This is a genomic window from Candidatus Kurthia intestinigallinarum, from assembly GCF_003991225.1.
GTDB lineage: Bacteria > Bacillota > Bacilli > Bacillales_A > Planococcaceae > Kurthia > Kurthia populi.
In genome coordinates, this window is record NZ_JTFC01000026.1 from 238,265 (window position 1) to 261,314 (window position 23,050).

Here is a 23,050-nt window from a genome sequence, read left to right on the forward strand (position 1 = left end):
TCACAACGTGTTGTAAGAAGCTCTTTTTCTATGGTTTAAACAGTGTCTCAATTCCTTGAGCAACGGTTAAATTCCCTTTTAAAATTTCTTGCTCTAAGCTAGCGACAGTATCCTTACGACCTGCTGTGGCATAAAAATCATCGACTAATTTGTCTAAAATCATTTGGCGGAACCAGTCGGTCGTTTGACTGTTGCGTCGCTCATTCCATACATGGTTTTCAAGCGCCGTTTCCTTAAAATCATCTAGCGTCTTAAACACCTTATCAAAACCAGTCTTTTCATAAGAAGAGGCCGTTAGTGTACGAGTCGTCCAGCCTGGTGTTGCTGGCTGAAGTAGATGCAAGATTTGTTTGTATTCCATTGCTGTTTTCTTAGCATTTCGAAGATTATCACCGTCTGCTTTATGCACTAAAATGCCATCTGCAAGCTCCATAATCCCCTTTTTCATGCCTTGTAATTCATCACCTGCACCGGTTAATACAAGCAATAAGAAGAAATCGACCATATTACGTACAGCCGTCTCACTTTGTCCAACACCCACTGTTTCAATCAAGATAATATCATAGCCTGCTGCCTCACAAAGGAGCATCGTCTCACGTGTTTTGCGGTGCACACCACCGAGCGTACCAGCGGACGGACTTGGACGAATAAACGCATTTTTTTCACGCGATAATTCCTCCATACGTGTCTTATCTCCTAAAATACTGCCGCCTGTGACACTTGATGACGGGTCAATAGCAAGCACCGCTACTTTGTGACCTTCATCACAAAGCATTTTACCAAACGTTTCAATGAACGTACTCTTGCCGGCTCCAGGTACACCGGTAATGCCGATGCGGATACTATTTCCTGTATACGGCAATAAACGTTTTAAGAGCTCTTGACCGAGCACCTTATCGTCTGTATTTGAGCTTTCGAGTAACGTAATGGCTTTCGCTAAACGAATCCGATCGCCTGCACGGATATCCGCTACCGCAGCATCGAAATCAATTTCTTTTTTCTTTCGTCGAACGAATTTACGACGTGTTGTCGCCTGCATGCCATCATGACTAGCTGCAACCCCTGGCTGGACAAATAACGCCGACTTTTTATCGTTCATTATTCAGCCTCGTACCCTAATTGTTCGTAGATTAGCTCAATAATTTTTTGAGAAGCGATTGGCAATACAGTACCAGGGCCGAAGATTGCTTTTGCACCGCTTTCGTATAAGAAATCATAATCTTGTGCTGGCACAACACCACCAACGATGACAATAATATCTTCGCGGCCTAATTTTTTCAGCTCCGCGATTAATTCTGGTACAAGTGTTTTATGACCTGCTGCAAGTGATGATACACCGACAACATGCACGTCATTTTCAACAGCCATAACTGCTGTTTCTTCTGGCGTCATAAATAATGGTGAAATATCGACGTCAAAGCCAAAGTCTGCGTAAGCTGTCGCAACAACTTTCGCACCACGGTCATGTCCATCTTGACCCATTTTCGCCACAAGAATACGTGGACGACGACCTTCTGCTTCTAAGAATTCATCCGTCATTTGTTTTACTTCTGTAATGGCATCTTGGTCTGAATAATTCGTAGCGTACACCCCACTAATTGAGCGAATAACTGCTTTATGACGACCTGATACGTTTTCAATGGCATCAGAGATTTCACCAAGTGTTGCACGCGCACGCGCAGCATCTACAGCAACCGCTAATAAGTTTTCTTCACCTGTTTCCGCAGCTTTTGTTAGACGCGCTAAATGTTTTTGTACTTCTGCATCGTCGCGGTCTTCTTTCATTTTGTTAATACGGTCAATTTGTGATTGACGTACTAATGTATTATCGATATCTAGGATTTCGATTGGCTCTTCTTCTGTTAAACGGTATTTATTTACACCGATAATTGTTTCTGCATTCGAGTCAATTTTCGCTTGGCGTTTTGCTGCCGCTTCTTCGACTTTCATTTTCGGAAGACCTGTTTCGATTGCTTTGGCCATACCGCCTAAGCCTTCAACTTCTTCGATTAATTCCCACGCAGATTGTGTCAACTCATCTGTTAATTTCTCAACATAATAAGAACCGCCCCATGGGTCAATCGTTTTTGTCATGCCTGTTTCGTTTTGTAAGAATAATTGTGTATTACGTGCGATACGCGCAGAGAAATCTGTTGGCAGTGCAATCGCTTCATCTAACGCGTTCGTGTGAAGTGATTGTGTATGCCCCATTGTTGCCGCATTCGCTTCGATTAATGTACGTGTCACATTATTGAATGGGTCTTGTTCTGTTAGCGACCAACCAGACGTTTGTGAGTGCGTACGTAGGGATTGCGTTTTTGCGTTTTCTGGCTCGAACTGGCTCATTAACTGTGCCCAAATACGACGTGCAGCACGCATTTTCGCGATTTCCATGTAGTAGTTCATGCCGATTGCCCAGAAGAATGATAAACGTGGTGCGAATTTATCGATATCAATACCCGCTTCTAAACCAGTACGTGCGTATTCAAGACCATCCGCTAATGTGTAGCCTAGCTCGATATCATTTGTTGCGCCCGCTTCTTGGATATGGTAACCAGAAATTGAAATCGAGTTGAATTTTGGCATGAATTTTGATGTGTATTCAAAAATATCTGCAATAATTTTCATCGACATTGCTGGTGGATAAATATATGTGTTACGTACCATATACTCTTTTAAAATATCATTTTGAATCGTACCTGATAATTTATCTGGTGAAACACCTTGTTCTTCTGCTGTCACGATGTAGAAGGCAAGTACCGGTAATACCGCGCCGTTCATTGTCATCGATACAGACATTTGGTCAAGTGGAATCCCTGCAAAAAGAATTTTTGTATCTTCAACCGAGTCAATTGCTACGCCGGCTTTACCAACATCACCTGTTACACGAGGGTGATCTGAGTCATAGCCACGGTGCGTTGCAAGGTCAAACGCTACAGATAACCCTTTTTGACCCATCGCTAAGTTACGACGATAAAAGGCATTTGATTCTTCAGCAGTTGAGAAACCTGCATATTGACGAATTGTCCAAGGACGACCTACATACATTGTTGGGTAAGGGCCACGCGTATTGGGTGTCACGCCTGCTACATCATTTAAATGTTTTAAACCTTCTGTATCTTCTTTTGTATAGACATGCTTCACTTCGATGTCTTCGTTCGTCATAAACGTGTCATCTTTTTTCGTATACGCTTCTTTTGTTAATACTTCTTCAATATCAATTGCTCCAAAATTCACGCTCATCGTTGTACCTCCTTAAGGCTTGTTTGAATGCCTTCAAGTTTTTCGTAAATGTTCATGCCCGCATATAAGGCACCATCAATACCATCGATATCAAATTTACCGGCAACATCAAGTAATGTGCCCGGTTGTTTTGAAGCGATGATTTGTGGTAATACGGCTTCAACATCCTCATCAACAGCTGAGAACACAACAACTTGTGCATCCGTTGTTGCTAAGTAGTTTTTCGCTGCTTCTACATCGGTAAATGGCTCTGTTACGTCTGCCGTTACACCTGCTGTAGCGAAAATACCTGTTACGAAATCAGTACGTGGTTTGATTTTTTTCAGTTCACCATAAGCAAGTACGGCTACTTTTACTGGATTTTCTTTAAAATCAACGCGTAATTTTTCAAATGGTTGTGCTAAACGATTAACGTCAACAAAGCTTTCTGCTGGTACTTCTTCTGTCGCATCCGCGAAGTTATTTGTACCAACTAATACTGCTTTACGTGTTTCTACATCCGCAAGACGTTTATCCCATACCACTTTTACATCTGCAGCGATTTTTGCTTGTGCTGCTGTATAGCCGCCTGTTGCTTGGATTTCTAAGAAGTATGCCCATGCATTTTTCACAAGGTCATGTGTTAATGATTCAACGAAGTATGAGCCACCTGCTGGATCTAATACTTTTGTGACATGTGACTCTTCTTTAATCACAAGTGCTGCGTTACGTGCGATACGTACCGATTGATTTGTTGGACCTGTTAATACATTATGTGGGTGTACGGTTACTACGTCTGCGCCACCGATTACTGCTGAGAAGGCTTCATTGCCTGCACGCAGTAAATTGACATATACATCTAATTTAGAGAATGAGCGTAGTGATGTTTCCGTCACGATTTGAACTGGTTTTGGTGACGTGACACCATATGCTTGTGCAAAGGCTTTCCATAGTACGCGGAATGCACGAATTTTTGCGATTTCCATAAAGAATTGTGGGTCGATTGCAAATGATGCAAAGAATTTGTCTTCGTTCGCTGCAAAGTCCTCACCTAATAATTCTGCTGCTTGCGCTAATGCAATTGCTAATTCCTGTGTCGCATTCGCACCTTCATAGTGTACCGTTTGTGTATGGGCATTTAATGTGCGTACATTTGCAAAATCAGTAAGCTCTACTGGTTCTGCTGACACGATAAATCCAGTTACCGTTTTATCCGTCACAAAGTTGAAAACATTTACTACTTCTTTATTATCAACGTAAAGAACAACTTGCTTATGTGTATCGATTAAGGCTGCCAATTGTTTTAACGCTGCCTCATCCCACTCAAAGCTCACTTTCCCTACTGTTACATATTGTGCTCCACGCGCAAAGGCATCATTTGTTTGTGCAACGAATTCTTCAATTGAAGAGCCAAAAGCTTGTTGTGCTACCCCAAAGTCACCATCAGCTTTTAATGCACGTACAGTTGATACTTGCTCCTCTAATTTGCCATCAAGCGCCTCTAGTAAACGTTCCTCTGTGTATAGAGGTTCTAGAGTGATCCCCTCGATAGTTTTTGTTAAAAGCGATTCAAAAGGTTTTCCTTTTAATTGCTTTACAGCAGCCTCCTGCCATTGGTCGTAAGAAGGCTTTTCAAATGTTACTTCTTTTAAGTTTGTCATACGGTCGCGTAGACGCTTCCCCCCTTCAATGATTCTAGCCTTATTTTACACAAAGATTCTGACTGTTAAAAGTATAAAAATGGATAATATCGCGCTTCTTACCTATTTTGGCGTCTATCATTTTCACATAAACTCATGAAAAAACTTATTTTTTTAGAACATTTAGCGCTTTTCCTAGCGAAAAAATATGTATCCGCTTGCATTTAAAATTTTCTGAAAAAACATTCTCTGTGCTATAGCACTATCACAAAAAGACCTATTAAATGGAAAAAACAGCGTATCTGTACTATGATACGCTGTTTTTATAAACGACTGCCGGATAATCCGTAATCCAGCCGATGACTGTTTGATGTGGGTTTTTTAAACAGTTTTCTTGTCCTGTTATATTATAAAAACGTACTTTTTTGCCCGCTTGTTGTGCCGCATTTAAATACTTCGCCTTGTAATAGCGCTTTTTGTTCGCATGAATAACATCGATATGCGCTGCCGCTTGAAGCGATGTCCAGTCGAATGCTTTTTTCGGAATAAATGCGGTTTCAAGTGATGGATTAATACGCTTCACATCACGTAAAACGTCCTCATGAAACGATGAAATATGGACATGCTGTAAGCGACCACATTTTTTCACAAGTGATTCAAGCGCCGCAAATTGATCGATAAACGATTCTTTTAATTCGATATTTACCGGGATTTGCTGTGGGATGAGCCACGCTAGCAACTCATCAAACGTTAATAGCGTCGTACCTTTTTTTAAAAAGCGCTTCCCCACTGTTAATTTACGAATTTGATTGTATGGAACTTCATTTAACTGATAATTCTTGCCAGTTAACCGCTTCAAATTTAAATCATGCGTCACAATTGCCACATAATCCTTTGTTAGTTGCACATCAAACTCTAGGCCATCTGCTTGCTCTTCTAGTGCTTGTTGAAACGCCGCCATCGAGTTTTCAGGTGCTTTTGTAATAACCCCACGATGCGCGTAAATTGGTAATTTAGACATTCAATTTCCCGCCTTCAATTTTAAACGAACCACATGTCGTTTTTTTCAGCATACTTGAAAACTTACCAATTTGTAAAACGGTTCCTGGGTATGCTTCTTTTGTTACGGAGATTTCCTCTTGTCCAACCATGCGCACACTTAATAACACCGTTTGAATTTGTTCATCCAATTGAATAATTCGTTTTTTTAATGTAGCTGCTGTTTGTTTTGAATTTTCAAATGCAAAACGCTGCTCCTGTGTCATTTTGTCGTAAAATGATTCTAGCTGCGCCACCTGAATTTCGCGCTTTTTATACTCTTCTTTTAGCTTCTCCGATTCATCCGCAAATGCACGTGCCTCTGCCATACGTTCTGTGCGGTCTGGCACAACAATTGATAAATTCGTACGCCGTTCATGTGGATTCCCTGCATACGCCACTTTAATCGACTGCGTGACCGACGTTTCACCGCCAATAATTTTACCACGATGCTCATCTAAGTACACATTTTGCGCCACTAAATTAGAACCCATCGCATAATTGCTAATATAAATATCTTCCATTGCTTCTAACAACACATCATTTGCATGCTTGGCATAAATATTCTTACCTGCGCGCACAACCATCGTATGATTGCCAAAAATCCCACCACGTATATTGACATCTCCCGCAATCGATTCAATAAGTTCCGCACCTGTCACACCGGTATTGCCCTCAATTGAAATATCACCAAGGGCACGTACCCGATATCCCGGTGTTACCGTACCTTTAATTAAAATCGAGCCTTTAAAATCTAAATTGCCCGTCTCAATGCCCACATCACCTTGAATGGTCAAATGCTGTAATAGTTTTACGGTGCCATCTGAAATATCTAATACGCCGTTATGACGCGCACGTAATACAATACGGTCCTCTTCTTCACTTTCATAGACCGAATTTGGATCATAGCGTAGCGACGCATCCTTACCTGCTAATGCCGTAACAATTTCACCGTATACATTAATACCGCTCTCGCCCTCGGTCGCTGGAATCTTTTCTCCGAGCCATTGATTCTCTTCAATTTCGCAAATAAAATTCATATCAAAATAATCCGCACGTCCATCTTCACGAATCATCGGTTTTATAACTGGACTTTCAAAGTAATTAAGTACAGCGTCCGCACCACGCTCTGGCTCAATTCCTTTCCCTACAATGATGTTTTTTTCATTGATTACTTGCTCAGGTGTTACATGATTTAATTTACAGCGTAATCCCATACTATCGGCAATCATTCTAATCTGTTTATTCAATTGCGCTTCATTTCGTACGAGTGCATCTTCCGTATCGTTTACTTGCAGTGAAACAGTCATCGAATCTTTTGAGATGCTTAACACAAGCACCGGAAGCCAAATACCAATCTCATACGGCTCCGGCGCTGGCGTTTGCAATGCCTCTCGTAATGTTTGAAAACTTGTTAACTTTAAGCGTCGTTGTTGCTTCATAATGGTTTCAAAGTCTTTTAATTTAAAGCCTTCTTTGTGCACACGAATAAAAATTTTATCCAAGCTCTCATAGACTTCAAAAAACTCATTTTCGACTAATACCATGATGCGGCCTCCTTCACAGTCAAAAATCTTTATGTATATTTTCATTGTATCAAATTCATTTTATAGAACACATAGCCTATTGTTAAAATAGTATTATACACCTATTAATTACATTAACTTTATTTTTTCTTTATTTAATAGTACTAAATACTTATTTAATATTATAAAGAAGTTTTAAAAACTGATAGAAGAAAATATTCCTCATACGAAGCGCTATTAAGACCTGTTTCATTAATAAGTCATAAAAAAACTCCTTTTTATCAGCTTTATTAAAAAACTAATAAAAAGAAGTTCATTATTTAGCATGGATACTCGTTGAAAACAAATGTACCATTAAATAGTTTAATTCATCATTTCCATGCGTAATTTGTCCGCAACCATCGCGATAAATTCTGAATTTGTTGGCTTTTGCTTCATATGATGTGAAGAATAACCAAATAGGTCTGCAATCGCTTCATAATTTCCGCGATTCCAAGCTACCTCAATCGCATGTCGAATTGCACGTTCAACACGCGATGATGTCGTATCGAATTTTTTCGCAATGTCTGGATATAATATTTTTGTGACAGAGCTCAATAAATCGACGTTTAAATACACCATTTGAATGGCTTCACGTAAATAGCCATAGCCTTTAATATGTGGCGGAATACCAATTTCCTTAATTAAATCCGTCACCTGCATATCTAAGCGTTGTTGGTCCACTACTTCTGGTTGCAATCCTTGTAAAATGCCTGTATTTACAAGTGGCGTTTGTTGGTTTTCTAGTTGCTTACTTGTCCCTTGCCCGCATTGCAGTACTTTTGCTTCTAAACGTTGCATCTCGAAAGGTTTTAACATGAAATACGCAGCGCCTAACTCCACTGCTTGCTTCATCACATCTTCTTGACCAAACGCTGTTAACATAATCACCTTAATTGACTGATACGCCACTTGTTTGTGAATTTCTTCCAGTACTGCTAATCCATCTAAATGCGGCATGATAACATCTAAAATTAATACATCTGGAATGCTTTCTTTTAGCATTTCTAGGCACTGCTTACCATTTGATACGGTATTAATAACCTCAATTTGAGGATTTTCCGATAAATGACTTGCTAGTGCGCGTACTAATTCTTTATTATCATCAGCAATCGCGACTTTTATTTTTTCCATCACGTAATCCCCCTATGCCACAGCAATCTCTTACAGTTCTACTCTTTATCCTATCTATTGTAACAAAAAAAGCACATTCTGAAAATACGAATTGTTAGATGGCCTTTTTATTCAAAGAAGATTGGTACTTTCCATTCAAAATACAGAAAAAATATGTAAAAAATAGTAAAAAAAACAAAAAAGAGGCTGGGACATATGTATAAAAACAACCGTTCATATGAGCATAAGAAAAACCGGAATCGCGCTGTAGCGCGGTTCCGGTTTTTCGTTGCGAACGCTCAAAAAGGAAAATGACGTGTTTTGTCCCAGCCTCTTTTTTTATAATTGAAATTCTTTTTTACGCTCATTGGCGATTTCGACAAGCTCTTTGGCATGTAAAAATGTTTTTTCTGTAATTTCAGGACCTGACATCATACGACTTAGCTCATCAATACGTTCGTTGCCTTCGATTTCTCGTAGCGACGTATACGTACGCTGCTGATCTTCATCTTTTTGAATATGATAATGATGATCTGCCATCGCCGCAACTTGCGGTAAATGAGAAATACATAGTACTTGTGAATGAATCGAGACTGCGGCAATTTTGTCAGCGATTGCTTGCGCAACACGACCACTAACGCCTGTATCCACTTCATCAAAAATAATCGATGTAATCCCCATTGTCGATGAGAAAATCGTTTTGAGCGCTAGCATAACACGCGATAACTCACCGCCCGATGCAATTTTCGTTAATGGTTTCGGTGGCTCCCCGACATTCGTCGAGATATAGAACACAACTTCGTCTGCACCATTACGATCAAATTGACCATCTGGTAGATGATCGAAATGTACGACAAACTGTGCTTTCTCCATATATAACTCACGTAGTTGGGTCATAATGGCTTCTGCAAGTGCAGTCGCCGCTTTTTGACGAATGCTCGTTAATTTATGCGCAAGCTTCAGCAATTTGTCATTTAGCTTCTGTAATTCCGCCTCTTGCTTTTGCATATTTTCATCATGATTTAATAAAGTATGCAGCTCCGCATCGATTTTATCGCGGTACGTTAAAATCTCTTGCAATGATGTGCCATATTTCCGTTTCATCGATTGAATGAGCTGTAGACGCTGTTCTACTTCATTTAAACGCTCTGGGTCAAATTCTAAATCATCGAGCAAACTTTTCACACCAAACCCCGCTTCTTGTAGCATATAAAACGCATTGGCGACATTCTCAGCATGCTCTTTAAAGTTTTCATCCACCGAAACGATGTGCTCAAGCTCAGACATTGCACGACCGATAAAATCTAGTCCATTTCCTTCACCAAGGATTGATTCGTGGGCAGCATTTGCACCTTCAAAAATTTTATTGAAATTCATTAAGCGTAAGCGCTCTTCACTTAATTCTTCCTCTTCTGTTACTCGGAACTGACAAGCATCAATTTCTTCTAGTTGGAATTGATATAAATCAATGCGCTGTGCGATTTGCTGTTCGCTTACCGCAAACGCAGCGATTTCTCGCTTTAACGCTCGATACGCATCATACGCCGTCGTATAACGTTCTTTATCCGCTGTCAATTGGTCTCCCGCAAATTGGTCTAGCAAATGGATATGTTCCTTATCATTCATAAGCTCCTGTGATTCATGTTGGCCATGAATATCGATAAGATACGACCCAATTTCACGCATTTGTGTGAGCGTCATTAGCTTGCCGTTGACACGACATACACTTTTGCCACTCTGATTTAAATCTCTACGTAAAATAATTGTTCCTTCTTCTACTTCTACACCAAGCGCTTCACATGCTGCATAAACAGGATGCTCATCTGGCACGGTGTATAAACCTTCTAACTCTGCTTTTTTGGCTCCATGACGAATAAACTCCTGCGAACCTCTGCCACCAGCTAATAATTGAACGGCATCGATAATAATGGATTTACCAGCGCCTGTTTCACCCGTTAGCACAGTTAATCCATTTTGAAAATCGACTGTTAACGACTCAATAATAGCAAAATTGCGTATCGATAATTCTTTTAACAATTCCGACTCACCTCTATTACAGCATTTCGATTAAACGACTTTTTAATACGTCGCGGTCACTTTCCTCGCGGCATAAAATCAAAATCGTATCGTCGCCACAAATTGTACCTAAGATTTCATTCCAATCTAAATGATCCAATAATGAACCTATCGCATTGGCATTACCCGGCAATGTTTTCATCACTAAAAAATGACTCGCTCCATCGATTGATACAAATGAATCAGCTAGCGCACGATGTAATTTTTGTAGTGGATTAAAACGTTGATCTGCTGGCAAACTATATTTATAGCGTCCATCTTGCATGGGTACTTTAATTAAATGAAGCTCTTTAATATCACGAGAAATCGTTGCCTGTGTTACGTTAAAACCTGCTTGCTTTAATAAATCGACTAATTCGTCTTGTGTTTCAATGTCTTGATTCGCGATTAAATCACGAATGCGGATATGTCGTTGACTTTTATTCAATTTTCTTCACCTCTATGCATAAATATGCTTTCTAAAAATAACGGTATCACCAAAATCAGTAAATGACAAGAAAAAACACGGGCCTACTCAAAGGCGACCCGTGTTATTTTAATTGGCTATGTGCCTCTTGTACAATCGCTTTTAAGTCGATTTCTGGAACAGCTTCATCACCTGGTAAGGGGTTGTGTAAGTGGAATAAAAATTCAATATTCCCTTCACCACCCGTAATTGGTGAAAATGATGCTTGCTTCAATACGAAACCGAGACCTTCTGAAAAGGTAGCGATTTTTTCTAACACTTCTTGATGTACTTTTGCATCGCGAACGACACCTTTTTTACCGACTTTTTCTTTACCCGCTTCAAATTGTGGTTTCACAAGCGCAATAACATCGCCACCCGGTACGAGTAGTTGTTTAAGCACTGGTAAAATTAATTCTAGCGAAATAAAGGACACGTCGATTGTTGCAAATTCTGGTAGCCCTTCTGCTAAATCAGGTGCTGTGACGTAGCGGAAATTGGTTTTTTCCATTACTGTTACGCGCTCATCTGAACGTAGCTTCCAGGCTAATTGGTTCGAGCCAACATCGAGGGCGTAGCAATGACGTGCACCATTTTGTAATGCACAATCTGTAAAGCCACCCGTTGATGAACCGATATCAAGCATTAGTTTCCCATCAACTGATACGTCAAAGTTTTTTAATGCTTTTTCTAATTTCAAGCCGCCGCGACTAACATATGGAATTTGTTGCCCTTTAATGCGTAGTTCCACATCACGTGAAAGTTTTTCACCTGGTTTGTCGACACGTACATCGTTCGCAAAAACAATGCCTGCCATAATCGTACGTTTGGCGCGTTCTCGTGTTTCACATAAACCGCTTTGTACAAGCAATACGTCCGCGCGCTCTTTTGATACTTTATCTGTCATTATGCTTTTAAACCCGCTTGCTGTTTAGTTTTTTCGACTAAAGTTGTTAGATCAGCTACAACTTGTTCCTTCGTCATATGAATGTCACGTAGCAATAAATCAACGCTACCATGCTCAATAAACTCATCTGGAATACCCATACGTTTTAGCTGCGCTGTATTGTAACCATGGTCATTAGCAAATTCTAATACCGCACTGCCAAAGCCGCCTTCAAGCATTGATTCCTCAATTGTTAAGATTGCTTTGCCTTCTTTAAATAGACGGTGAAGCATCTCTTCATCTAACGGTTTAATAAAGCGGGCATTAACAATTTCTGTGTCGATACCTTGTGCTTCAAGCTCTTCTGCTGCTTGTTCTGCCATTGGAATAGTTGTACCAAATGTTAGAATGGCTGCATCTGCGCCTTCACGCAATGTTTCCCACGTGCCGATCTCAATGGTTTCAAGCGTTGAATCCATTGGTACACCACGACCATTACCACGTGGGTAACGCATCGCAATCGGGCCATCATCATAGCTTAACGCCGTTTTGACCATATGTTGCCCTTCATTTTCATCTTTTGGCATCATGATCGTAATATTTGGCATTGAACGTAAGAATGGAATATCAAACACACCTTGGTGCGTTTCGCCATCTGCGCCAACCAAGCCTGCTCGGTCAATCCCAACAAAGACATTTAAGTTTTGTCGGCATACATCATGGAGCATTTGGTCGTACGCACGTTGTAAAAATGTTGAATAAATCGATAAGAACGGTTTACAGCCATCTGCTGCCATACCTGCCGCCATCGTTGTCGCATGTTGCTCAGCAATCCCTACGTCAAAGAAACGCTCTGGGAATTCTTCAGCGAAGCCCATTAATTTTGAACCTACAGGCATTGCCGGTGTAATCGTTACAACTCGGTCATCTTCGCGCGCTATACGTGTTACCGTATCCGCTACTAATTTTGACCAACCAGGAGCTGTTGTTTTCGATTTAGGGAATTCACCCGTTTCCATTTTATATGGACCCGTACCATGCCATGTACCGACTGTATCGGTTTCAGCAGGTGTATAGCCTTTCCCTTTTTTCGTAATAACATGAATCAATACAGGGCCTTCTGTTTGCTTCGCATTGTTTAATGTTTGCTCTAGCGTATCGAAGTCATGGCCATCAATGGGACCTAAGTACGTAAAGCCCATTTCTTCAAAGAACATGCCTGACATTACTAAATATTTCAAGCTATCTTTCACGCGTTCTGCAGCTCCTGCTAATTTCCCACCAACTGCCGGGATTTTTTTCAGGAAGCCTTCCACGTCGTCTTTTGCTTTATTATACGGTGGTGCTGTACGGAGACGTCCTAAGATATTATGCATTGCCCCAACATTTGGTGCAATCGACATTTCATTATCATTTAAAATGACAATCATATTCGTTTTTTCATGACCGATATGGTTCAGTGCTTCCATCGCCATACCGCCTGTTAATGCGCCATCGCCAATGATTGGAATGACATAATTCTTTTTACCTTGTACATCACGTGCAGCAGCCATACCCATCGCTGCTGATAGAGATGTTGAGCTATGACCTGTTTCCCAGACATCATGCTCTGATTCGATGCGTTTTGGGAATCCACATAAACCTTTGTACTGACGTAGCGTATCAAACTGCGATGCGCGACCTGTTAAAATTTTATGCACATATGCTTGGTGTCCTACATCAAATAATAGCTTATCTTCTGGGCTATTAAATGTGCGATGTAGGGCAAGCGTTAATTCGACAACTCCTAAATTCGGGCCAATATGACCACCTGTAATCGAACATTTTTCGATTAAGAATTTGCGGATATCCGCACTTAAGCTTTCTAGTTGCTTATTGTTGAGTTGTTTCAAAAAGGATGGACTAGATATTGTTGTTAAATCCATCGCCATCACACACCTTTATCATTGATTTTCTGTCAGCTTTTTTTAAAATAGAGCGTATCCAATACCCTCCTTTACCCGTCACACATCGTGACTATGCAAAATTAGGCCGAATCCGTTCAAATGATATATATAACTTAACAGTCAGTTGCTATCTATTATACCAATCATTGATGTTTCAATAAACTTAAAAGAATTTAAAATTACTTATTTCGCTTCACAATATATGTGGCTAGCTCTTCAAGAAGTGTGCTATCACTCGGTAATTTCCCAAGTGCTGTAAGAGCTCCCTTATAATGAATATCTAACTTCTCTTTTGCACCGTCTAATGTTAGAAGTGCAGGGTACGTACTTTTATCGCTCGCAACATCTTTTCCAGCTGTTTTACCAAGCTCTTCTGTCGTACCTTCGATATCTAAAATATCATCTTTGATTTGGAAGGCTAAGCCAATATGATATGCATAATCGCGTAAAATGGCACGTTCCTCATCTGAAGCACCCGCTAATACGGCACCTGATTCAATGCTAAAGCGTAAAATAGCGCCCGTTTTATTTACATGCACATTGACAAGTTCATCTAATGTTAATTGACGTGTTTCACCGTCGATATCAAGCACTTGGCCACCAACCATACCTTCTGCACCTGCTGCGACACTTAATAATTCAATTAATGTCACTTTTTGCTCCGCTGTAAGGTCCGTCATACGCGCAATGATACCAAATGGTAATGTATTTAGCGCATCGCCTGCAAGGGTTGCATACGCTTCGCCATATACTTTATGATTCGTTAATTTACCACGACGATAATCATCATTGTCCATGCTTGGTAGATCATCATGAATTAATGAATACGTATGAATCATTTCGACTGCTGAACCAACCACATACCCATTTGCATGATTTTTACCAAAATGATCGAGTACAGCGAGTACGAATAGTGGACGTACACGTTTTCCTCCTGCTTTTAATGAATAACTCATTGCTTCTTTTAAAATCGCAGGTGCTTGGATTTTTTCTACTAAATCGAGCATCACTTCTTCAATTTTCGGCATTTCTAGCGCCATAAATTCTTTTAAATTCGTCATGTTATTTCTCTCCATCCGTTGCAAAAGGTTGTTGTGAACCATCTTCATTAACAACTGCCACAAGTTGTTGCTCAGCTTGTTGTAATTGTTCGTGACAATTTTTTGATAATATCATGCCTTGTTGATATAGTGCAATCGCATCCTCTAATGAGGCATCGCCTTGCTCTAACTTGCGCACGATTTCTTCTAATTCTGTCATTGATTGCTCAAATGTTTTCTTTTTCGAAGCCACGTTAATCCTCCTTTTGTGCGGTGTTTATTACCGTTGTCTTAATCTGGCCATCTGCTACATCAATCGTTAGCTGGTCTCCCGGCGCGACATGCTGTGTAGACATAACAACCTCATGTTGTTCATTATATACGATACTATAGCCACGCTCCATAATAGAAAGTGGATTTAACGCACTCATCGTCCGTAAAACATGCTCAAATTGACGCTGTTTCCGGTTCACCTGTTGCATCGTTGCCTGCTGCAGACGATGCTCTAAATTCGTTAAGCGTTGTCCTTCATACTGGAGCTGTTGCGTCGGTATATAGCGCGCTAACTTTGCTGTTAAGCGCTCAAGACGCTGTTGTTCACGCGTCATTTGGCGTTCATAGTTAAGGCTTAGTTGGTCCTCTAAACGTGCTAAACGCTCGTCAAATGGTCGGTAAAGACGCTCTGGATACATCATTGGATATGACTCTGTTACCTTTTTAAGACGCATCGTTGCTGTTTCGAGTTGCACGCGCATCCGCTGTACAAAGCGTGTTTCAAGTGAGCGAATATGCTGTGCTAAATCCATGATGTCTGGCACCGCCATCTTCGCTGCACCCGTTGGCGTCGGCGCACGTAAATCTGCCGCAAAATCGGCAATCGTCGTATCGGTTTCATGGCCTACCCCACTAATGATTGGAATACGGCTTTCAAAAATCGCTCGCGCGACGATTTCTTCATTGAAAGCCCATAAATCCTCAATCGAGCCACCCCCACGCCCGACAATGAGCGTATCAATATCTGCCATCGTATTAGCATGGCGAATCGACTGCACAATACTTGCCGCTGCGCGCTTCCCTTGTACGAGTGTCGGGAAAATATAGACATTTGCTAATGGATAATGGCGCTTTAACGTCGTGCAAATATCTTGAATGGCTGCACCAGTTGTCGCTGTAATAACTCCTATCGCTTGTGGGTATTTTTTAATTGGCTGCTTAAAGCGCTCGTCAAATAGCCCCTCTTTATGCAGCTGTTCTTTTAATTGTTCAAATGCTAAATAAAGGCTGCCTACACCATCTGGCTCCATTTTCGTCGCATAAAACTGATAGTTGCCACCGCGCTCATACACATTAATGTCGCCTTCTATCAGCACATTCATGCCATTTTCAACGTGAAATTTTAGCTGACCTGCATGGCGTGCATACATGATGCCTTTAATTTGTGCTTTGTCATCTTTTAATGTGAAATATAAATGCCCTGACGAATGTAGCTTCACATTCGACAATTCCCCTTTGACATAGACCTTTCTCAAGTACGGATCCGCTTCAAATTTGCGTTTTATGTACTTTGTGAGTGCTTCGACAGTTAAATATGCCTCGGTCATGCTCTCACGCTCCTTTTATCATAAAAAAAGAGGATGTCCTAAGCGACACTCTCCTATGCGCTCTACATGCATTGGAAAGATTGGCACCATCGGGACATCCCCTCTGTGTTAGTATTCATTTTAACGTAATGAAAGAATTTTGTCTTATGAAAGCTTTTGCTTCGCAGATTGTACCGTATTGACTAATAACATTGTAATCGTCATTGGGCCAACGCCACCAGGAACCGGTGTAATCGCTGAAACCGTATCGAATACGTCATCAAAATCAACATCACCACAAAGTTTACCGTTCTCATCTAAATCCATACCGACGTCGATGACAACAGCGCCTTCTTTCACATGCTCTTTTTTAATCATTTTAGCGCGGCCTGTCGCCACAACTAAGATATCTGCTTGTTTTGTAATAGCAGCCAAATCGGGTGTTTTTGAATGAGCATATGTAACCGTTGCATCACTTTGCAATAATAATTGGCCCATCGGAACACCAACAATATGGCTTCGTCCCACAACAACGGCATGTTTCCCACGAATGGTCACATTACTATGTTGTAATAATTTCATAACCCCGTGAGGCGTACATGGTAAAAATGTTTCTTGTCCAAGAATCATCTTACCAACGCTGATTGGGTGAAAACCGTCGACATCTTTCTCCGGTGAAATCGCCGCAATAACAGCATCCTCGTTGATGTGTTTTGGAAGTGGTAACTGTACTAAAATACCATCAATGGCGTCTTTTTGATTCAATTCTTCAATATGTTTTAATAAGTCTTCTTCTGTTGTATCAGCTGGTAATTTAATTAGTTCTGAGTAAATCCCTAACTGCTCGCAAGATTTTTGTTTATTTGAAACATATTTTTGTGAAGCTTGATCATCGCCCACTAAAATAACTGCTAAACCTGGAGTAATACCTTTGTCTTTTAATGCATTGACTTCTAGCTTGATTGACTCACGAATCGTGTTGCCAATTTCTTTACCGTTAATTAGCTTACTTGACATGTTGTTAAAACACTCCCAAATTCATTTTGTATATAGAACGCAACTTTTGCTGCGGAACTACCACTATGACTTGTTAAGCTTGATATTTCGAAAGAACGCCGTTGACGAATTTACTTGTTTTATCATCACCAAATGTTTTAGATAATTCAATTGCTTCGTTCATGACTACGCTTTGTGGTGTTTCTGGTGTGTATAATAACTCATAAACAGCTAAACGTAGAATCGTACGGTCAATTTTGCCAAGACGGCCAAGTGACCATTTTTCTAGTTTTTCTGTTAGTGAAGCATCAATTGCTTCTTGGTTTTCTACAGTACCGCGTACCACACTTTCAAAGAAAGCATCTGTTTCTTGTTCTTCTAACACATAGGCCATTGCTTCTTCAATTGTTAATTCAGTACCTTCTAGTTGGAATAAAGATTGTACTGCTTTTTCACGCGCTTCACGTCGCTTCATCATATCGTTTCGTTCTCCTTTATACTACTACAATCCGCTCAAAATTCCGTTGGTTTTGCGTAACTTAGCAGACCATTGCGAAATTCACGGAATTGTACAGTGTTTCATTAGTTTACATATAGCATATAGTTTATCACAAATTGTCGAATCTGTGCAGTTCGATTGCGATTTTCATAAAATCACACAAAAAAGGTGAATGCGAGTGCATTCACCTTTTTGCCGGGCACAAGTTATTCAGCTTTTTGTTGATCTTGCTCGAATTGAATACCAGTAATATGAACATTAACTTCTTTCGTTGTTAATGCTGTCATGTTTTCAATTGCTTCACGGATTTGTTTTTGAACCTTCGCAGCAACTTTGGCTACTTGAGAACCATATTGTACGACGCAATAAACATCGACAACAAGCCCCTCAGCCGTCCATTCTGTTTTGATTCCTTTACCGTGGACTTTTTTACCGAATTTTTCAGCTACGCCTGACGCAAAGCTTCCTCGTGTTCCGAAGATGCCTTCCACTTCTGTAGTTGCAATTCCTGCAATGACTTCAATGACTTCTGGTGCAACTTCAATGCTACCTAATTCTTCTTTACCTTCTGGTGTTGTTTGAGGTAATGATTTCACAACTTGTTCAGCCATTTGTTATGCCCCTTCCTATTCTTATGAATTAAGAACGTCGTTTTCTTCAAGGAATTTCGTATTGAATTTACCTGATTTGAATACTTCGTTCTCCATTAATTTCTCATGGAAAGGAATTGTTGTTTTGATACCAGGACCCTCTACAACAAACTCGCCTAATGCACGGTGCATTTTAGCGATTGCTTTTTCACGCGTATCCGCATGTACGATTAATTTTGCAACCATTGAATCGTAATATGGAGGGATTGTGTAACCAGCATACATCGCTGAGTCGATACGTACACCGATACCACCTGGTGTCATGTATGTGTCAACTTTACCAGCTGAAGGCATGAAGTTTTTGTATGGGTTTTCAGCGTTAATACGGCATTCAATCGCCCAACCATTCACTTTCACATCTTCTTGTTTATACACTAATTCTTCACCAGATGCAATTCTTAGTTGCCATTCAACTAAGTCGATACCAGTGATTAATTCAGTTACTGGGTGTTCTACTTGGATACGAGTATTCATTTCCATGAAGTAGAATTTGTCTTCATTATAGTCATAGATGAATTCACATGTACCAGCACCGCGGTAGCCACATGCTAACGCTGCTTTAACTGCTGCGTCACCCATTTCAGCACGACGCTCTTCAGATAATGCTGGAGATGGTGCTTCTTCTACAAGTTTTTGCATACGACGTTGTACTGTACAATCACGTTCACCTAAGTGAATTGTGTTGCCGTAGTTATCTGCTAATACTTGGATTTCACAGTGACGGAAGTATTCGATGAATTTTTCTAGGTATACCCCTGGATTACCGAAAGCGGCTGCTGCCTCTTTTTGTGTAATCTCAATACCTTTTACTAAATCCTCTTCAGTACGCGCTACACGGATACCTTTACCGCCGCCGCCTGCTGTTGCTTTAATAATCACTGGGTAACCAATTTTCGCTGCCCATTCTTTCCCTGTTTCGATATCAGGAACGATACCAGTACCAGGAACAAGTGGTACATTAGCTTCTGCCATTGTATCACGCGCAACGTCTTTAATACCCATTACTTTGATAGAATCAGATTTTGGACCGATGAATGTAATTCCTGCTTCTTCACATGCAATAGCGAAGTCTACGTTTTCTGCAAGGAAACCATAACCAGGGTGGATACCATCAGCACCCACTTTTTCTGCTACAGTGATTAGGCGATCAATACGTAAATAACTATCAGATGATAATTTAGAACCGATGCAATATGCTTCATCAGCTAATTGTACGTGTAATGCGTCTTTATCAGCTTCAGAATAAACTGCAACTGATTCGATCCCTAATTCTTTACAAGCTCGGACAATACGTACCGCGATTTCGCCACGGTTGGCAATTAATACTTTTTTCATCGACGTTCTCCCCCTTACGCTTCTTTAACTAGGAATAGAGGTTGACCGTATTCAACTAACTCGCCATCTTTGACAAGAATTTCTACGATTTCGCCTGTTACTTCAGCTTCGATTTCGTTGAATAATTTCATTGCTTCAACGATACATACGACTGTTTCTTCGCCTACTTTGTCGCCTACTTTAACGAATACGTCGGCATCTGGAGATGGAGATTGGTAGAAAGTACCAACCATTGGCGATACGATTTTATGTAAGTTCGCATCTGCTGCAACTTCCGCTTTTGGCGCTGGTGCTGCCTCTGCTTTTGGTGCCGCTGGAGCTGCTTCTGTTTTTGGAGCTGGTGCCGCTGCTGGTGCTGCAACTGGAGCTACTGCTTGTGCAACTGCTTTAGGTGCTTCTGCAACCACTACTTGGCCAGCATTCTTTTTAAGTTTTAATTTAGTACCCTCTTCGTTTAATGAAAACTCATCGATTGATGATGAATCGATTAATTTAATGATTTCACGAATCTCTTGAATTTTTAACATAACATTACTCCCCTAACGTCTGTGTATTATAATACAAAATCTATTGTACCTTCTTTTTCGGAAAATTGTAACACTTTCACTTAATTTAGATAAAACCATTAATAAATCAGAAAATTAACGCATTAAATAACTTTAAACATAACATGACATTTTTTTACAATTAAATTCCTGCATATTCATCATTAATGTAAGCGATATCACGAATGTGTAACCATTGCACTAATAAGCTGTTGCAGTACAGTTTTTTTAATTACCTACCTATTATACTTAATTTATATTATCAGGTACTAATTTTAATTTAAAAGAAAACCTCTCATCTAAAAATGAGAGGTTCAGCTTATTCATTACGCACGAGATACGTAAGAACCATCAGCAGTGTTGATCACTAATTTATCGCCTTCGTTAACGAAGAATGGTACGTTAACAATTAAACCTGTTTCAAGTGTTGCTGGTTTAGAACCACCAGTAGCTGTATCCCCTTTAATACCAGGTTCAGTTTCAGAAACTGTTAATTCTACAGTGTTTGGAAGATCGATACCTAGAATTTCACCTTCAAAGCTCATGATGTGAACTTCCATGTTTTCAAGCAAGAATTTTAATTCATATGCTAATTGTTCTTCTGTGATTTCGATTTGTTCGTATGATTCCATATCCATAAAGGCATGTTGGTCACCTGATGCATATAGATATTGCATTTTACGGTTGTCAATTTGTGCTTTTTCTACTTTTTCACCAGCACGGAATGTTTTTTCAGTTACGTTACCGTTACGTAGGTTACGTAATTTAGAACGTACGAATGCGGCACCTTTACCTGGTTTTACGTGTTGGAAATCGATAACGCGGAATAAATCGCTATCAATTTTAATTGTTAAGCCTGTTTTAAAGTCATTTACTGAGATCATTACTAATCTTCCTCCAATATATCTTATAAGATAATTAAATCTTTTTTCGCATGAGTTAGCACTTCATGTCCTGTTTCAGTGATTAAAATGTCATCCTCAATGCGGACGCCACCAACCTCAGGAATGTAAATGCCTGGTTCGCAAGTGACACACATGCCTGCTTCAAGCGTATAGCTTGAGCGATGTGATAACGCTGGCGCTTCGTGCACTTCACGACCAATCCCATGACCTGTTGAGTGACCAAATGCTTCCCCATAGCCATGTTTCGTAATATAATCGCGTGCAACCGCATCCGCTTCGATACCAGTCATTCCTGGTTTCAATGCTTCTACTCCGCGAATTTGCGCTTGCAACACAATCTCATAAATCTCTTTCAATTGTGCAGAAGGCTCGCCAACTGCGATTGTACGTGTTGTATCTGAAATATAACCATTATATAGGGCACCAAAGTCTAAAGTGACAATGTCACCTGTTGCTATTATTTTATCAGTTGCTGTGCCATGTGGCAATGCTGAGCGCCAACCAGAAGCGACAATTGTATCAAAAGAAGAACTTTTAGCGCCTAATTTGCGCATATGGTGCTCCATTTCATTTGATACTTGCAGCTCGGTCATCCCTGGCTCAATATAGCTAATAATATGTTCGAACGTTTTATCCACGATGCGACAAGCGGCCTTTATAATAGTAATCTCTTCAGGCGTCTTAATCAAGCGTAATTTTTCAATTAAGCCACTAACCCCAACAATTTGCGCGTCAATGTACTTGTCGAAAAGTTGGAATGTCGCATACGTCACATATTCTTTTTCAAAACCAACATGATGAATACCTTGCTCTTTTACTTCACGAACGACTTCCTCTAGTAGCGTCGATTGACGTTCTACAAGACGGAATCCAGTCGTTTCATGTTTCACTTGCTCTGTGTAACGTGAATCTGTAAAGAAAATCGCTTCTTTTTCTGTTACTAAAATATAACTATCATCGCCGGTGAACCCCGATAAGTACGATACATTAATCGGGTTTGTAATCAGCATCGCATCGATTTGATGCGCATCAAATTGTGCGCGTAGTTGTTGTAATTTCATGTGTAAAATCTCCCTTTAATTTGATTGTAAAAACATGCGTAAGGCTGCTTGATAGCCAAATGTGCCAAGTCCCGTAATCTGACCGATGCAAACAGGCGCTAAATAGGAGTGATGACGGAATGCCTCACGCTTATGTACATTTGAAATATGCACCTCAACAACCGGTACTTCGACACCTGCGATACAATCTCGCAGCGCCACACTCGTATGCGTATAAGCACCCGGATTAAAAATAATACCTGCGATGTCGCCATCCTCTGCCTCATAAATCCAATCGATTAATTGGCCTTCATGATTCGACTGCTTCACGTCAATCTCTGCATCAAACGCTGCAGCAAGCGTTTGTAAATCTTTCGTAACATCCGCTAGTGTTTCATGGCCGTAAATTTCAGGTTCACGCTTCCCTAGACGATGCAGATTTGGTCCGTTTAAACATAAGTATTTCACGTGCGACACTTCCTTTTTTTCAGTTTATTCTTACATTTTAGCATATTATTTCGAATCTTGA

At 40.3% G+C, this 23,050-nt stretch carries 21 protein-coding genes; all 21 read right to left on the bottom strand.

Features of this window, described 5'->3' with window-relative positions; all coding sequences use genetic code 11:
- Positions 1-28 precede the first annotated feature (28 nt).
- Positions 29-1,099, bottom strand: coding sequence for a methylmalonyl Co-A mutase-associated GTPase MeaB (gene meaB / locus QI30_RS07130; RefSeq protein WP_126990242.1), 1,071 nt, complete (start codon positions 1,097-1,099; stop codon positions 29-31).
- Positions 1,099-3,243 (bottom strand): methylmalonyl-CoA mutase, encoded by a 2,145-nt coding sequence (scpA, locus tag QI30_RS07135; protein WP_126990243.1) that lies wholly within the window; start codon positions 3,241-3,243, stop codon positions 1,099-1,101. Before scpA ends, meaB begins: the two co-directional genes overlap by 1 nt.
- Positions 3,240-4,883 (bottom strand): methylmalonyl-CoA mutase family protein, encoded by a 1,644-nt coding sequence (locus QI30_RS07140; protein WP_126990244.1) that lies wholly within the window; start codon positions 4,881-4,883, stop codon positions 3,240-3,242. Before QI30_RS07140 ends, scpA begins: the two co-directional genes overlap by 4 nt.
- A gap of 286 nt (positions 4,884-5,169) precedes the next feature.
- Complete coding sequence (locus QI30_RS07145; RefSeq protein WP_126990245.1) at positions 5,170-5,883, bottom strand: glycerophosphodiester phosphodiesterase; 714 nt, start codon at positions 5,881-5,883, stop codon at positions 5,170-5,172.
- Positions 5,876-7,447, bottom strand: coding sequence for a DUF342 domain-containing protein (locus QI30_RS07150; protein ID WP_126990246.1), 1,572 nt, complete (start codon positions 7,445-7,447; stop codon positions 5,876-5,878). Before QI30_RS07150 ends, QI30_RS07145 begins: the two co-directional genes overlap by 8 nt.
- Before the next feature lie 342 nt (positions 7,448-7,789).
- Positions 7,790-8,599, bottom strand: coding sequence for a sporulation transcription factor Spo0A (spo0A, locus tag QI30_RS07155; RefSeq protein WP_126990247.1), 810 nt, complete (start codon positions 8,597-8,599; stop codon positions 7,790-7,792).
- A 318-nt stretch (positions 8,600-8,917) separates the two neighbouring features.
- Positions 8,918-10,615 (bottom strand): DNA repair protein RecN, encoded by a 1,698-nt coding sequence (gene recN, locus QI30_RS07160; protein WP_126990248.1) that lies wholly within the window; start codon positions 10,613-10,615, stop codon positions 8,918-8,920.
- A 16-nt stretch (positions 10,616-10,631) separates the two neighbouring features.
- Positions 10,632-11,081 carry a transcriptional regulator AhrC/ArgR gene (ahrC, locus tag QI30_RS07165; protein ID WP_126990249.1) on the bottom strand — a complete coding sequence of 150 codons (450 nt, stop codon included), beginning with the start codon at positions 11,079-11,081 and terminating at the stop codon, positions 10,632-10,634.
- 103 nt (positions 11,082-11,184) lie between these two features.
- Complete coding sequence (locus tag QI30_RS07170) at positions 11,185-12,006, bottom strand: TlyA family RNA methyltransferase (protein WP_126990250.1); 822 nt, start codon at positions 12,004-12,006, stop codon at positions 11,185-11,187.
- On the bottom strand, positions 12,006-13,910 hold the full coding sequence (gene dxs, locus QI30_RS07175; RefSeq protein ID WP_126990251.1) for a 1-deoxy-D-xylulose-5-phosphate synthase: 1,905 nt from the start codon (positions 13,908-13,910) through the stop codon (positions 12,006-12,008). The genes QI30_RS07170 and dxs overlap by 1 nt, the downstream gene beginning before the upstream one ends.
- A gap of 200 nt (positions 13,911-14,110) precedes the next feature.
- A complete protein-coding gene (locus QI30_RS07180; RefSeq protein ID WP_126990252.1) occupies positions 14,111-14,992 on the bottom strand; it encodes a polyprenyl synthetase family protein in 882 nt (293 codons plus the stop codon).
- Position 14,993: 1 nt separating this feature from the next.
- Positions 14,994-15,224 (bottom strand): exodeoxyribonuclease VII small subunit, encoded by a 231-nt coding sequence (locus QI30_RS07185; RefSeq protein ID WP_126990253.1) that lies wholly within the window; start codon positions 15,222-15,224, stop codon positions 14,994-14,996.
- 1 nt (position 15,225) lies between these two features.
- A complete protein-coding gene (gene xseA / locus QI30_RS07190) occupies positions 15,226-16,572 on the bottom strand; it encodes an exodeoxyribonuclease VII large subunit (RefSeq protein WP_126990254.1) in 1,347 nt (448 codons plus the stop codon).
- Positions 16,573-16,716: 144 nt separating this feature from the next.
- Complete coding sequence (gene folD, locus QI30_RS07195) at positions 16,717-17,568, bottom strand: bifunctional methylenetetrahydrofolate dehydrogenase/methenyltetrahydrofolate cyclohydrolase FolD (RefSeq protein ID WP_126990255.1); 852 nt, start codon at positions 17,566-17,568, stop codon at positions 16,717-16,719.
- A gap of 73 nt (positions 17,569-17,641) precedes the next feature.
- Positions 17,642-18,022, bottom strand: a complete 381-nt coding sequence (gene nusB, locus QI30_RS07200; protein ID WP_126990316.1) for a transcription antitermination factor NusB — start codon at positions 18,020-18,022, stop codon at positions 17,642-17,644.
- 230 nt (positions 18,023-18,252) lie between these two features.
- Positions 18,253-18,657 (bottom strand): Asp23/Gls24 family envelope stress response protein, encoded by a 405-nt coding sequence (locus QI30_RS07205; protein WP_126990256.1) that lies wholly within the window; start codon positions 18,655-18,657, stop codon positions 18,253-18,255.
- 21 nt (positions 18,658-18,678) lie between these two features.
- Positions 18,679-20,031: an acetyl-CoA carboxylase biotin carboxylase subunit gene (gene accC / locus QI30_RS07210; protein WP_126990257.1), complete on the bottom strand. Its 1,353-nt coding sequence runs from the start codon at positions 20,029-20,031 to the stop codon at positions 18,679-18,681.
- 14 nt (positions 20,032-20,045) lie between these two features.
- On the bottom strand, positions 20,046-20,558 hold the full coding sequence (gene accB / locus QI30_RS07215) for an acetyl-CoA carboxylase biotin carboxyl carrier protein (protein ID WP_126990258.1): 513 nt from the start codon (positions 20,556-20,558) through the stop codon (positions 20,046-20,048).
- 344 nt (positions 20,559-20,902) lie between these two features.
- A complete protein-coding gene (efp, locus tag QI30_RS07220; RefSeq protein ID WP_126990259.1) occupies positions 20,903-21,460 on the bottom strand; it encodes an elongation factor P in 558 nt (185 codons plus the stop codon).
- A gap of 23 nt (positions 21,461-21,483) precedes the next feature.
- Positions 21,484-22,542: a M24 family metallopeptidase gene (locus QI30_RS07225; RefSeq protein WP_126990260.1), complete on the bottom strand. Its 1,059-nt coding sequence runs from the start codon at positions 22,540-22,542 to the stop codon at positions 21,484-21,486.
- Between the two features lie 15 nt (positions 22,543-22,557).
- Complete coding sequence (gene aroQ / locus QI30_RS07230; RefSeq protein ID WP_126990261.1) at positions 22,558-22,989, bottom strand: type II 3-dehydroquinate dehydratase; 432 nt, start codon at positions 22,987-22,989, stop codon at positions 22,558-22,560.
- Positions 22,990-23,050 lie beyond the last annotated feature (61 nt).

Coding starts and splice junctions, on each gene's coding strand:
- meaB (WP_126990242.1), bottom strand. CDS start 1,099: ATGAACGATAAAAAGTCGGCGTTATTTGTCCAGCCAGGGGTTGCAGCT.
- scpA (WP_126990243.1), bottom strand. CDS start 3,243: ATGAGCGTGAATTTTGGAGCAATTGATATTGAAGAAGTATTAACAAAA.
- QI30_RS07140 (WP_126990244.1), bottom strand. CDS start 4,883: ATGACAAACTTAAAAGAAGTAACATTTGAAAAGCCTTCTTACGACCAA.
- QI30_RS07145 (WP_126990245.1), bottom strand. CDS start 5,883: ATGTCTAAATTACCAATTTACGCGCATCGTGGGGTTATTACAAAAGCA.
- QI30_RS07150 (WP_126990246.1), bottom strand. CDS start 7,447: ATGGTATTAGTCGAAAATGAGTTTTTTGAAGTCTATGAGAGCTTGGAT.
- spo0A (WP_126990247.1), bottom strand. CDS start 8,599: ATGGAAAAAATAAAAGTCGCGATTGCTGATGATAATAAAGAATTAGTA.
- QI30_RS07170 (WP_126990250.1), bottom strand. CDS start 12,006: ATGACAGATAAAGTATCAAAAGAGCGCGCGGACGTATTGCTTGTACAA.
- dxs (WP_126990251.1), bottom strand. CDS start 13,910: ATGGATTTAACAACAATATCTAGTCCATCCTTTTTGAAACAACTCAAC.
- QI30_RS07180 (WP_126990252.1), bottom strand. CDS start 14,992: ATGACGAATTTAAAAGAATTTATGGCGCTAGAAATGCCGAAAATTGAA.
- xseA (WP_126990254.1), bottom strand. CDS start 16,572: ATGACCGAGGCATATTTAACTGTCGAAGCACTCACAAAGTACATAAAA.
- folD (WP_126990255.1), bottom strand. CDS start 17,568: ATGTCAAGTAAGCTAATTAACGGTAAAGAAATTGGCAACACGATTCGT.
- nusB (WP_126990316.1), bottom strand. CDS start 18,022: ATGAAGCGACGTGAAGCGCGTGAAAAAGCAGTACAATCTTTATTCCAA.
- QI30_RS07205 (WP_126990256.1), bottom strand. CDS start 18,657: ATGGCTGAACAAGTTGTGAAATCATTACCTCAAACAACACCAGAAGGT.
- accC (WP_126990257.1), bottom strand. CDS start 20,031: ATGAAAAAAGTATTAATTGCCAACCGTGGCGAAATCGCGGTACGTATT.
- accB (WP_126990258.1), bottom strand. CDS start 20,558: ATGTTAAAAATTCAAGAGATTCGTGAAATCATTAAATTAATCGATTCA.
- efp (WP_126990259.1), bottom strand. CDS start 21,460: ATGATCTCAGTAAATGACTTTAAAACAGGCTTAACAATTAAAATTGAT.
- QI30_RS07225 (WP_126990260.1), bottom strand. CDS start 22,542: ATGAAATTACAACAACTACGCGCACAATTTGATGCGCATCAAATCGAT.